General features: G+C 43.5%; 9 protein-coding genes. All 9 read right to left on the minus strand.

Annotated elements, in window-relative coordinates; translation table 11 throughout:
- Positions 1-78: 78 nt before the first annotated feature.
- Entirely contained in the window at positions 79-1,737 is a 1,659-nt protein-coding gene (locus QT998_RS10635; protein ID WP_333114537.1) for a diguanylate cyclase domain-containing protein, read from the minus strand.
- 125 nt (positions 1,738-1,862) lie between these two features.
- Positions 1,863-2,318: a response regulator gene (locus QT998_RS10640; RefSeq protein ID WP_194065847.1), complete on the minus strand. Its 456-nt coding sequence runs from the start codon at positions 2,316-2,318 to the stop codon at positions 1,863-1,865.
- A gap of 590 nt (positions 2,319-2,908) precedes the next feature.
- On the minus strand, positions 2,909-4,816 hold the full coding sequence (locus QT998_RS10645) for a PAS domain S-box protein (protein WP_333089473.1): 1,908 nt from the start codon (positions 4,814-4,816) through the stop codon (positions 2,909-2,911).
- Positions 4,817-6,754, minus strand: a complete 1,938-nt coding sequence (locus QT998_RS10650; RefSeq protein WP_333114540.1) for an ATP-binding response regulator — start codon at positions 6,752-6,754, stop codon at positions 4,817-4,819. It abuts the gene before it with no gap.
- A gap of 375 nt (positions 6,755-7,129) precedes the next feature.
- A complete protein-coding gene (locus tag QT998_RS10655; protein WP_333089470.1) occupies positions 7,130-10,285 on the minus strand; it encodes a PAS domain S-box protein in 3,156 nt (1,051 codons plus the stop codon).
- Positions 10,282-10,680: a response regulator gene (locus tag QT998_RS10660; protein ID WP_194008497.1), complete on the minus strand. Its 399-nt coding sequence runs from the start codon at positions 10,678-10,680 to the stop codon at positions 10,282-10,284. The genes QT998_RS10655 and QT998_RS10660 overlap by 4 nt, the downstream gene beginning before the upstream one ends.
- A gap of 58 nt (positions 10,681-10,738) precedes the next feature.
- Positions 10,739-12,514, minus strand: coding sequence for an ATP-binding protein (locus tag QT998_RS10665; protein WP_333089467.1), 1,776 nt, complete (start codon positions 12,512-12,514; stop codon positions 10,739-10,741).
- 8 nt (positions 12,515-12,522) lie between these two features.
- Entirely contained in the window at positions 12,523-12,780 is a 258-nt protein-coding gene (locus QT998_RS10670) for a hypothetical protein (protein ID WP_333089465.1), read from the minus strand.
- 631 nt (positions 12,781-13,411) lie between these two features.
- Entirely contained in the window at positions 13,412-13,579 is a 168-nt protein-coding gene (locus tag QT998_RS10675; protein WP_333089463.1) for an ATP-binding protein, read from the minus strand.
- Positions 13,580-13,908 lie beyond the last annotated feature (329 nt).

The following is a 13,908-nucleotide window of genomic DNA, read 5'->3' on the forward strand; positions in this document are numbered from 1 at the left end:
TTATGCCCTCTTCCTTCTTCCTTCTTCCTTCTTCCCTCTTCCTTGTTCATTCTTCCCTCTTCCTTCTTCCCTCTTCCCTCACATCAAAATCGGCGTAGATTCCGACTTGCTGCTAGCGTGACAAATGCGATTTTTACCTTCAGTTTTAGCTTGAAAAAGGGCGCTGTCAGCGCTGCGAATTAAGGTGTAGGGAGATTCCTGCGAATCAGGCATCGCTGTGGCAATTCCGCAACTGAGGGTAAGATAAGGGCCGATCGGCGATCGCGCGTGAGGCAATTTCAAACTGGCAATATCGTCGCAAATTTTCCGGGCGACAACGTTTGCCCCTTCGACGCTGGTATTGGGCAGCACTACGGCAAATTCTTCGCCACCGTAGCGGGCGGCAAAATCCCCAGCCCGCTTGCTAGAAGAGGCGATCGCGCTGGCAACTTGGCGCAAACAATCGTCGCCGCCGACGTGGCCGTAAAACTCGTTGTAAAGTTTAAAAAAGTCGATGTCCAACATAATTAAAGAAAGCGGCAGTTCCTCTCTTGCCAATCTGCGCCACTCCAATATCAAAACGCGATCGAACTGGCGGCGGTTGGCAATGCCCGTCAGTCCGTCAGTAGTTGCCAGTTGCTGCAATTTTTGATTGGCTATTGCGAGCTGGCGGTAAAGTTGAGATTGTTCGATCGCGATCGCCACTTGATTTGCTAAGTGCTGTAAAAAATCTATTTCCCACTGCTGCCATTCCCTCATACCACTGCAATTGTATGCTGTCAGCATTCCCCACAATTTATTGCAATTTTCACTCCTCAAATCCGGCGTACTAGAACCCTGCGCCTGCGGTTGAGCAGCCTGCCAAGAGATATAATCTTCCACTGCATCTGGTGTCTTTTCTGCTTCCCAAAAAGTGCCTTCTAGTCTGTTATTTGCCGTTTCCCAGTCGCTCGATTGCCAAATTGGCACGCTTAAAACTGCTGCAATTTCACAATCTGCCAGCAACTCTTTGTAACTGCCAGACAATTCGGCAGCGCTGACATCTGCTATTGCTTGTACCGACTGAGATTCGACCAAAACAAAGCATGACACCGCCATTGCAGCACTAATATTTTGATTTTCAATATAACCCAATGGCAAACCATCACCTGCGGCGATCGCACCTTGTTGTTCTTCCTCGTCGAGTTGAGAAGCCCAATCGTGACAGCGATAAATTAAAACGCGGTCTGTTTTCAGAAATTGGCGCACTTCTGCGACGGTACTTTGAAGAATGCTTGCCCCGTCTATTGACGATCGAATATGTTGGATCATTTGTCCCAACAGCCGCTCCCGGAGAGCTTGTTGTCGCAATTGTTCTTCGACTTGCTGGCGTTCGATCGCGTAATGGATCGCCCGCACCAGCAGAGTTCTGTGAAATCTTCCCTTCACCAAACAATCTTGAGCCCCCGATCGCAATAGCGACAGCGCCGTATTATCATCATTGATATCCGTCAGCACCACCACCGCCACTGTGGGCGATCGGGCTTTCAAAATGGCAATATCCTGCCTTCCTCCCAAGCTGTCTGACACTGACAAATCCAACAGTATTGCATCAAATTTTTCTGCTTCTAAACACGCCAGTCCTTTCTCCAGAGACTTAACAGTTTGAAGGCAAAACAGAGACTCGCTGAATGACCCTAAAAGGTCTTCAATCAGCGTCGCATCTGCGAGGTCATCCTCAACCAACAAAATTTTCAGACATTGATGACGTGTTAACACAACTATAGCGTTCGCAGCGGGTTGAATGAAACTTTTTTGTTTTGAAATCTATACTTACCCTGCAATATGTCGGTCTATCAAATGTAGCCTACAATCACACTATCCATCTCAACGTCAATTAAAGCTTACAGATCCCGACGCGGGAGCGAAACAATTTCAAACCAATACTTACATAAAGTCTTCATTACTTCAACCAATCCTTCAAAAGTGACTGGTTTAGATATGAAAGAATTAGCACCCAAGCTATAGCAAAGCAAGATATCTCCGCTGCGGTGCGACGTTGTGAGAATCACCACCGGAATTTGTTGTAAATCCGGGTCAGCTCTGATCGAAGTTAGTGTTTCTCGCCCGTCTAGCCTCGGCATATTCAGATCCAAAAGTATCAAGTCTGGCTGGTGCCAATTGCTGATACCAGCATATTCACCGCGACCGTACAAATAGTCTAGCACTTGTTCTCCATTTTCCACAAATTTTATTTTAATTGTTAATCGCACTTCTCGCATTGCTTCCTGCATCAAAAAGCGCGTGTCCTCGTCATCGTTGGCTATTAGAAGAGTAAAGCTTTTATTGTTATAATTCACGACTTTACCTCACCACCAAGAAATTTTGTGAAGTAGGGGGACTTGGAGCGGTGTCCGATCGCCTGCAAAGCATCTCTAGTCCTCATCCGGCCAACCAAGCTGAAAAAATTGCCATTATGTTGCAACAATTTGAGACTTTGCATAATGCGCCAAGCTTTGCGAATTCGGCTTGTTTCACTTGGCACTCTGTCCGAGAACAGGCCAACTGCCAAGACATCACAAATGCTAGTCTGCGAATTACTAGGGAAACGACTGCATCCCAAAGCAAGATGCTCGGGATAAATTTGAAATAAACTGACAAGTCTTGCACGCACCGCTGATTGTTAAGTTGTATAAGGATCGAGCTAATATATTGATCGTGATAGATTTTGAACTCGATGTCATCAGTGAATATGCTACTCTTTTACCAGCATTTGTGTAAAGACAAGATAAAGTTATTTAAAATTCCAGTAAAACCAGTTTCAAAAAACCATCCAACTCTAGGCCCGCGATCCAAGCCCGGACACCTATTCCCAATTCGCAATGCCCCAATTCCCCAATCTCAAATCTCAAATCTCAAATGGTTGATGACAGCAGGGGGACTCCTGACTTCACTTAGCTACAGGAAAAGAAAAATAAAAAGTCGAGCCTCGACCCGGTTCTGATTCTACCCAAAGGCTTCCACCGTGGCGATCGACAATTCTTTGACAAATCGCTAAACCGATACCGGTTCCAGAATATTCTTTTTGCGCGTGCAAGCGCTGAAAAATCTGAAAAATTCGCGGATAGTGCTCTTCGGCAATACCAATACCGTTGTCCTGCACCCAAAACACCCAGTTATCCCCCTGACGCAAAGCGCCCACCTGTACCACCGGCACCCTGTGGCTGCAGTATTTAATGGCATTGCCAATTAAATTTTGAAACAGTTGCAGTAGTTGAAAACAGTCACCTGCGATCCTTGGCAAATCGCCCCTAGTTACAGAAGCTTGATTCTGGCGGATCGCCAACTGTAAATTAGCGCAAGCATCATCAAAAACCAGATTACAATCAATTAAATCGAAACGTTTCTGACTGCGACTAACCCGCGAATACTCTAGCAAAGCATCAATCAGCACCTGCATCCGCAGGCAAGAATTAACAATATTGTCGAGAAATTTAATTGCTTGGGGATCGAGTTGGTTTTGAAAGCGCTTTTCTAATAGTTTAGCATAGCCGGCAATCGTGCTCAAAGGCGCTTGCAAATCGTGAGAAGCCACGTAAGCAAACTGTTCGAGTTCGGCATTAGAACGAGTTAATTCTTCAGCATAGCGGGTTTGAGTCTCTAAACTCGCTTGGAGCAATTCTTGTACCCGCTTGCGCTCGGAAATATCCTCGATCGCACAAATCAAATACTGCGCCGTCCCCTCAGCATCGCGGATTGTCGAAACAGTAACGTTCGCCCAGCGCACTTCCCCATCTTTGCAGAGCAAACGCTTTTCCAGAGAAAAAGTTTGCATCTCCCCGGACAACAGCAAGCGCACGTATTCCGTGTCAGCTTCGATGTCATCGGGATCAGTAATTGCCCGCCAATGAAGCTGCAACAATTCCGATTCTGTATAGCGGACAATTTGACAAAAGCCGGGATTCACCCGGATAAATTGACCGCACAGCGCAGTTTTCGCTATACCGACTGCCGCTTGCTCGAAGATTGCGCGGAAGCGTTCTTCGCTTTCTCGCAGGGCAATTTCGGCTTTTTTGCGATCGGTTATATTGCGAAATGTTACTGCCAGACCATCGTTTAATTTGACCGCGACAAGGTGCAGCCAAACACCTGAATTTCGCTCGCATTCGTAATAAAATTCTTGGTCTACAGTTTCTCCTGTTTCTACTACAGAAACGTACAAATTAAATAACTTGCTATTACGAATTTCGGCAATTTCTACCAACAAATACTTGCCAACTATCTCATTTAATGGCACATCCGAAATTTGTTCAGCAGCACGGTTGACTAACAGCCACAGGAAATCCACAATATTTCCCTGATTGTTGCGGACAGCAGAATAAGCCACCACACCGTCTAAGGAACTATTTAAGATGCTAGCAAGCAGCGATTGCGACTGTTGCAGTTGAGCATTTTGCTCTTTGAGTTGCTGTTGCAGTTTTTGCAAGCTGACTTGCTTGTCGATGCGTGCTAAAACTTCTTCTATTTGAAATGGTTTGGCAATATAGTCCGCGCCACCAACTCGAAAAGCTTGTAATTTATCGTTAATATCATCTAGTACGCTTAAAAAAATCACCGGAATTTGTGCGGTTTCCGCTGTCGATTTCAGTCGGCGACAAACTTCATAACCGTTCATTTCTGGCATTCTAATGTCGAGTAAAATTAAATCGGGGCAATGGGCGATCGCAGAATTCAACGCCAGTTGACCGCAAATAGCTCGATAAACTTGATATCCCTGGGCTGTTAGTAGTTGAGATAAGAACCGCAGATTGCTCGGTTGGTCGTCTACCACCAATATTTTAATTTGGCTTTTATCCATTTATTTTAAACTCGATTGAGTTAAATCCATTATCCTGTCGAGCCGGTAATCGACAAGCAAATCTTTTAAAGCCTCAGCTAAAGTTGGATGACTTTCAGAAATGCGATCGACAATTTGAATCGCCAGCTCTTCATTAACATCATTAGCTGCGCCGTAGAGTTCCTGCACCCAACTTCCAGGCATCTGGGCCAGCAGTGGCAGGAAAAATGAATCGGGTTTTTCGCTGGCAAAATAACGCCGCCAAGCCCCCGCTTCCAGTCGGGGCAACTCTTGATAGATATAGCGCACTCCCAAGTAGCAAGCCATCTTATCAAAAAGGATTTGTTCTTGAAAAGGTTTCCGCACAAAATCGTCGCAACCTGCGGCAATAATTTCGCCTTTTCTTTCCTCAAAAGTGCTAGCAGTCAAAGCAATAATTACAGTTCGCGGCTTAGTTGGTTCCTCTTTAGCTCTAATTTTTTTGACAGCTTCAAAACCGTCCATTACTGGCATTCGCGTATCCAGCCAAATTAAATCCGGCTGCCAACTTTCCCAAAGTTCAACAGCTTGGAAGCCGTTTTCGGCTTCTCGGACTTCAAAACCAATTGGTTGCAGTATTTTTACCAGCAGCAGCCGATTTTCTTGATTGTCGTCAACTGCTAAAATCCGATAAACTGGTCTATCTGGTTCCACTCCGATTACCCGCTGCAAAGTCGCGACTGTTATTTCCGACGAAATAGCAGCAAATACTCGGATGTTGAATTTAAAACTGGTTCCCTCGCCTAAAACACTTTCTACCCCAATCTCTCCGCCCATTATTTCTACAAATTTTTTAGTAATTGTCAAACCCAATCCCGTACCATCAACCGCTTTTTTGCCAGCTTCTGTTTGCACGAAAGCATCAAATAAAGTATCAATTTCTGCTGCTGCTATGCCAACTCCCGTATCTTCTACTTCAAATAAAATTAAATATTGTTCGGCGCTGCTAGAACTAGGAGAAATTTCTGATGCTGCGGGATGGTGCTTGTCTTCCACCCTCGCTCGCAGCCAAATGCTGCCGCCGTTTTCCGTAAATTTCATGGCATTTCCCAACAGATTGATCAAGCAGACGCGCAGCTTTTTTTCGTCAGTTTTTATATATTGGGGAACATCGGTCTCCACGGAAAATCTCAGTTGGAAATTTTTGGTTTCAGCTTTGATTTGAAACATATCTTCGAGAGTGTCGAGGAGTTGATAAAGGTCAAAGCTGCGTTCGTCTAAGCCAATTATCCCGGCTTCTATTTTCGACAAGTCTAAAACATCGTTAATTAGTTCCAGCAAATGTTGACCGCTGCGGTTAATAATTCGGAGATTTTCGAGATTTTCGTGGCTCAGTAAAGAGTCGCGGCTCATGACTTGGGTGAAACCCAGGATGGCATTCAGGGGAGTCCGCAATTCGTGGTTCATGTTGGCAACAAATTGACTTTTTGCTAGGGATGCAGCGGCTGCGGCTTCTTCGGCTTTTTTGCGTTCTATTATTTCTTGTTGGAGTTCGGTATTGCGATCGAGCAATTGTCTTTTTAGTCTTTGGATAGTCAGTTGGTGTTCGATCCGCGCTAAAACTTCTTCTATTTGAAAGGGTTTTGTGATGTAATCTACCCCTCCAACTTGAAAGGCGGTTACTTTGTCCAATACTTCATCTAAAGCGCTGATAAAAATAACGGGAATTTCTGCTGTCTTCGGATCGGCTTTGAGCTGCGTGCAAACTTCGTAGCCGTCCATTTCCGGCATTTTAATGTCAAGTAAAATCAAGTCTGGAGAACCCGAGCGCGCGGCTCTAATTGCCATTTTGCCGTTGATTACGCCCCGGACTTTGTACCCCCCATCCGACAGGGTGGCTGATAAAACTTGCAAATTTTCTGGGGTGTCATCAACAATTAATATGTTGCCTTTATTCTCTTCTGTTTGATTTCCGATCATTGATGCTATTTGTTGTTAAATTTAAAATTACTAAAATTATGAAAATAGATGAAATTGTTATTGTAGCACTTGCTCGTGAATCACCTGCTTTTGTGTTTACAAAACTTACGAATACTAACCTAAAAAACCAAGTTTTTATAAGCGGATAGGACTCGGGTTAAAAAGTAGTTGGACGCGCCAATTATAGCGAGAAAGTACACCCGGACAAACCATACATAATTAGGCTCTACGTTCCAGACTTAAATAGTCGATCGACCTAAATCATCAATCATCCCTAACCCGCCTCTGTCCCCTAGAACCTCGAACTTCAACTGACCTCCGTTAAATCCGTTACATCCGTTATATCCCGTACATTGTTCGTTTGTCTAACTTCCTTCAAAGATTTCTAAACTCCTCAATCAAATCAATAATCCGATCGCACCGGAAGTTATTCGCCAAATCGGCGATCGCCCTGCTGAAACCAAGATTAATCGCAGGAATCGACGACAGCAGTCGAAAAATCTCCTCGTTATCAACCGCATCCGCCGCAGCGTACAATTTATCAACCCATTGGGCCGGCATCCCTTCAAACAATGAAGCATTCAGCGTAAAAGGTACATCAGCAGTTTCAGATGCCCAAACGTCACCGGGTGCGACAGCATCCGAACTCGGCGAAGCTTCTCGATCGTAAATATAGCGAACTCCCAGATACTTAGCCATCTTTTCCAGAATCACTTGCTCCCGAAAAGGCTTCGCCACAAAATCATCGCAACCAGCAGACAAAATCATCGATCGCTCCTCATCAAAAGCACTCGCCGTCAGAGCAATAATCACCGTTGCTTGACCTTTCAAATGCGCTTTAATTTGTTTGGTAGCTTCGTAGCCGTCCATCACCGGCATCCGCATATCCATCCAAATCAAATGAGGTGCCCAACTCGACCACACGGACACAGCTTCAACCCCATTTTCAGCGTCCCGCACCGCAAAACCAAGCGATGCCAGCATTCTGACTAACAGCAAGCGGCTTTCCAGGCGATCGTCAACAGCTAAAATCCGATATTCCGGCTGTCCCGGTTCCAGCCCCACAACCAAACGTGCTGTTTGAGCCACCTGAATTTTCACTGCATTTGGTAGCGAAACTTTAACATCAAATCTAAAAATACTGCCGTTACCGACACTGCTTGTCACCGTCATTTGTCCTCCCATTAACTGCACGAACTGTTGGCTGATCGGCAAGCCTAAACCAGTTCCTTCTTGAGCTTTTCTCCCGCTTTCTGTTTGCACAAAAGGTTTAAACAAATTATCCATTTCTTGGGCCGAAATTCCCGCACCCGTGTCTTCAACTTCAAATTGCAAGCAGCAATTGTCACTCGGCGGAATCTCTCCGCGATTTTTGTCTGACAGCAGCTCATGTTTGACCCTCAAATTAACACCGCCTTCCGCCGTAAACTTGATCGCATTTCCTACCATATTAATCAATACTTGGCGCAACTTGCTTTCATCCGTTTCTACATATTGAGGTAAGTCTGGAGTCGAATCAAAAATTAACTGCAAGCTTTTTTTTTCGGCTGGCAGCTTCAGCATCTCTTCAGTGTTTCTTAACATTCTGTGCAAATCAAAGGTGCTGTTATTAACTGTCACCAGCCCGACTTCAATTTTTGACATTTGCAGAATATTGTTGATCAGATCCAGTAAATGTTCCCCGCTGCGGCTAATAATTCCTAAGTATTGCTTTTGGTCGGCATCGAGGACTTCCGCACGGGCAAGCAGTTGGGTGAAACCGAGAATTGCGTTGAGGGGAGTTCGCAATTCGTGGCTCATATTCGAGAGGAATTCGCTTTTTGCCTTGTTGGCTCTGTCGGCTTCTTCTTTGGCTTTTTTCAGGGCTGTTTCTGCTTGTTTGCGCTCAGTAATATCGCTGGCTGTTCCTGTTGTACCGCTGATATTTCCGTCTGCGTCCAATCGCGCGATCGCCTTTGTATTGACATCGATCGATCGGCTATCTTTTCCTATTACTATACTTTCGTACTGAAACACATCATCTCCCGTCAACAAGCGCTGCTGCAGTTCCCTGTTCCAGTCTATTTGTCCGGGTGCCAAGAAATCGCCAAAAGAACATCCGAGCATTTCTTCAGCTTCGTAACCGTAGATTTGTTTGACTGCTTGGTTCACAAAAGTAATGTGTCCTTGGGCATCGCAAGACCAGATAATATCTTGGGAAGTTTCAACTAAATGGCGGTATTTTTCTTCGCTCTCTGCTAGAGCTCTTTCTGCCAGCTTGCGGGCAGTAATGTCCATCAAAGTTGTGAAGAGTTTTATCAGTTGCCCTTGTTCGTTGACCACTGGTTCTCCTCTGGATTCGATGTAGCGGATGAAGCCGCCTTCACTTGTTTCTGACGGGAAATTATCCGCACCAATTGTCGCTTCAGGCCGCACAATTCTAAATTCCAGACTGTAGCATTGTCCGCTAGCAATAGCAGCGTCGATCGTTGTTTGCCATTTTTGTCGATCGTCGGGATGCACGTATTGCGAAAACTCAGCTACTGTTGGCGCAGCCCGGGTTGAATCGAGACCAAAAACTTGAGATAATTCTTCCGACCAAGTAGTTGTATTAGCAGAGAAATCGCATTCCCAATTGCCGAGGCGGGCGATTCTTTGTGCTGCTGCTAAAGAAGCCGCTAAAGCGCGGAGTTTTTCTTCTGCCAATTTGCGATCGCTAATATCTTGAATCACAGAAATCACGCAAGTTTCGCCATGAATTTCAATGATTTCAGCAGACAGCAATCCAGTTCTGAGTTCCCCAGTTTTAGTGTACCAATCAAATTCGTAGTTGCGAACAATTTGTTGTTCTCCTAACATTTCAAACAACTTTGACCGGGATTCTATACTTTTCCAAATATTAAAATCGAGCGCCGTGCGATCTAGAATCTCTGCTGCTGAATAACCGATAGTCTGGCAAAATGCCTCATTAATTTCTAAATAACTACCATCTTGAAATCGGGTAATAGTAATCGGGTTAGGAGAAGAACGAAAAGCTTTAGCAAACTTTTCCTCAGACAAGCGCAGTTGTGCAGTCCGTTCCTCCACTAAAGTTTCTAATTCTTGATTCAGCGTTTGGAGTTGAGCATTTTGTTCCGCTAATTGCTTCTCCATAAAATAGCTGTTGACCGCTTCTTTTACGGTCAACTTCAAATCTTCTGACTGCCAAGGCTTCGATATATAGCGGTACAACTTAGCATATTTAATAGTATTCGCCACTGCTTCGAGGTCTGCTTGTCCCGTCAGCATAATTTTGATGGTTTTAGGCAAAATTTTGTGAATTTGCTTCAGCAATTCGTCCCCTTTAATATTCGGCATCAGATAGTCCGAAATTACTGCGACAATTTCGCTGCCCTCTGCCAGCAATTCATCTATTAACTCTAAAGCATCTTCGCCCCCTTCAGCAATTTCTAATAAATGTTCTTCTCCCAGAGCTTTTTTTAACTCGATTTTCAAACTTTCAAGAATTATCGGTTCGTCATCCACGCAAATAATCACAGGTTTATTGTTCATATTTTTGCCAAACCAGATTTTATAGTTTCTACTAATTCTTGGCCATCCCACGGCTTATACAAACATCGGTGCAAGTTCGCTTGTTTTTTTACCCGTTCTATTGCAACTTCGTCGGCTTGACCTGTCAGCATAACTTTCACAATTTTGGGATATTTTTGGTGAACCTGGATTAAAAATTCATCTCCTTTAATACCGGGCATTAACCAGTCCGATACTATGACCAAAATATCGCTTTCATCTTCTTCTCTAAGTTCCTCGATAATTTCCATAGCTTCATCGGCATTTTCTGCTACCTCATACAGGTAAGCATCGCCAAATTCTTTTTTAAGTTGAATTTTTAAACTATTTAAAACCACAATTTCATCGTCAACGCACAGAATTACTGGTTTGGACATAAAATTTTACTCATCTTTGAGTTTTAAATTAGAGGGAGATTGCGCCGAATTTTTAATTTCACTCAGTGATTTCGACCGGCAAAGATACAGTAAACTTGGTTTGACCTGGCACGCTTTCTACTTGCAGTTTACCTTGGTGTTTTTCAATAATTTTGTGAACTATATCCAATCCCAAGCCGCTGCCTTCTCCAGCAGATTTAGTCGTAAAAAAAGGCTCAAAAATTCTTGGCATAATCTCAGGAGGAATGCCTTTGCCGCTGTCGGTAATACTGACAAAAATTGTCTTATTTTGGTGTTTTACATCAATTTTTAAAATTCCTTTGTTGCCCATCGCTTGTAAAGCATTGTGAAGCAAGTTTGTCCACACTTGATTTAGTTCATCAGGATAGCATAGCACAAAGGGCAAATCAGTACCATAGTTTTTTACTACTTCTACACCGTGTTTGATTTGGTAGTGGTAAAGCGTTAAAACGGTATCAATGCCGTCAGTAATATTTGCGATAGCCTTGGAGCCAGACTGGTCGTAACGAGAGTAGCTTTTTAAAGCAAAAACAATTTTTGCAGCCCTATCTGTCGCAGTAGCAATATTTTTAGTGCTTTTTTGTACCGTAGCGAATTCGTAGGCAATTTGTAAAATATTTAGATTTTTGGGGTCTTTCAACAAAGGTAAAAAAGGTTCTACGTTATTGCAGATACCAATATCTAACAATGTACAGGCAAGGCTATCTGCGTTGTCAATTGCTTCTGATTCTAATTGCCGCTGCACAAGTTTTTTCAACTGACGTTTTTCTTTACTAGATAACCTGTCTGTTTCCTCGCTTGATTTATGCAGTAGGGCAAAGAAATCCTGCTGCCGTTCCGGGGATAGTTGCTGAAAAAATATCGGTAAATGCTGCAATTGTCTGCCCCAGAAGTCGGCGATGTTCTGCACAGAGGAGCGAATCGCCCCCAAGGGAGAATTGATTTCGTGGGCAACTCCGGCAATTAACTGTCCGAGTGCTGCCATTTTTTCTGATTGAATCAGTTCTTGCTGAGTGCGCTTTAGTTCTTGCAGCGTATGAGCTAATTCCGCATTTTTTTTGTGCAGCGCCGACTCTGCTAGTTTGCGGTCGCTGATGTTACGAGCAACCCAAATTACAGCATTTTTTGAGAACAAAGAAATACAGGCAGAAAACCAAATTTCGCGATCGGCTACTGTTAAGCTATAGTCGAAATTGATGGTTTTTTGCGTTTCTAATACTTGCTTAACTAACTTCCACCAATCATCTGGGTTATCTTCATCAAAAAAATGTTCTATAGTCAAGCTGACTGTATCGCAATCAGGATCAGAAAAGGCTGCTGTATTGGTCGGCAAAACTTCTATGTTGCCCTGAATGTCGAGTACGAGAACGATATCTGTCATGGCTTCAAAAATTCCGCGAACTTTGGTTTCAGAAAAATATAACTTTTCTTCTAGCAATTTGCGTTCGCTAATTTTTTGCTGCAATTCTTCGTTGCTGGCAGCTAGTTGAACAGTGCGCTCTTGCACTCGCTGTTCGAGTTCGGTGTTCAGGCGTCGGACTTCCTCTTCTGCTGTGGCGCGGTCTTGTATTTCCTGCTTTAACTGACTGTTAGCGTTAATTAGTTCTAAAGTTCGCTGTTGAATTTGTTCTTCTAAATTTTCATTTAAAAGTCGCAGTTGTTCCTCTACTTCGCTTCTCAGAAAAGCTTCTTTTTGCAATTGTTCGTTCACTTCTTTTAACTCCTGAATTTTATTGATCACTGTTTCTTGTAAAAGCTCGATATTGTGCATTTCTACCGGATCTAAAACCTGCCGCAGCGTACTTTGGGTCACAATTCCGGCTAAATATCCTGCTGCGTCATTACCTCAGAAATTGTCAGCCCTGCTAGGGGTATTTCGCTAGCAGTTATTTGGACAACATCGCGCTCCGTCAAAATCCAGATCGGTTGCCGCTCAAACGCGATTAAAACGCAACTGGCGCTCGCCTCAGTCATGGCGGCGATCGCAACTTTCAAGGGTGTGTCTGGAGGTAGCACAGGCGGTTTGAGGTCGATCGCCTGTTCGAGCAAGTGTTGGTTATCATAAATTGTGGTTGACATAAATAAGCAAATTAAGGGGTAGAAATCGAAGTATAATCTGCAATTAAGACACTATAATAATTAAATATTTGCTTTATTTATTACCCCGCTCTCGGAATTATGAAAGTTGATCGATCGGCGGTTGAGGCAGCAGGATTATAAAGTTTACTTTATTCTGAAACGACAATTAATACTATTTAAAATTTGACCTTTTACAGTGTCAACAGCCCGATTGCGATCGAAGTTTAACATCCGTCTAATATCATTTTTGATTTGACATTTTTCATTAAAAAATTAACAATTGGCAATCACCGATCGCATAACGGTTTAGAACGCGCCCCTAAATTTGTATGTTTTTAACCAGCCCAAAAATGGATACCGTGCCACGCAATTCTCTCATATCAATTCCGGTTGCACTCATACATGATGTTAACAGTTAACAGTTAACTGTTAACAGTCAACAGTGAATTTACTATTCCGATGAAGAGAGAATTTGATATCATCTAGAGCCAAAACATTGAGATTCCTGTATTTGCTCCGGCGATTCACGGCACTGCAAGTAAATCTCAAAATCTCAACTCTAAAATCGAATGACATCCGTCTAAAGTTGCATTTTTGGTCGTACATCATATAATTTCGGGTGCAAAGCGGGCTAAATGGCGATCGAAATTGACACAGTAAACGTCCTTTGACCGATCGCCGATCTTACTTCTATCTTAGCCGAATGTTTTTCGACAACTTTCTTAACAATATCCAATCCCAAGCCAGAGCCTTCGCCAGCGGGTTTTGTGGTAAAAAACGGGTCAAATATGCGCGGCAAAACCTCCGGCCCAATTCCCTTGCTGCGAATATTTGACGATAACGAACATCCTCTGATTTAAAGCTCTCAGCTATATGCTGAAAACTCCACAATTGTCCATCGCTTGTAAAGCATTGTGAATCAGATTTATCCAAACTTGATTTAGTGCAGCCGCTGATATGTGTCCGCAGCGATCGCCCCAAATATTCTGATACTTGCCTGTTACCGCTAAGCCACGAGCTTCATCAATTCTTCATAAATCTAAAATCTAAAATCTTTAATCTTTAATCTCAAATGGTAGAACCCTGCCTTTGCGAGCTAGCATTCAAGGCAAGGTTATTATTAAGTAT

This window comes from Microcoleus sp. S1D4 (assembly GCF_036700765.1).
GTDB lineage: Bacteria > Cyanobacteriota > Cyanobacteriia > Cyanobacteriales > Microcoleaceae > Microcoleus.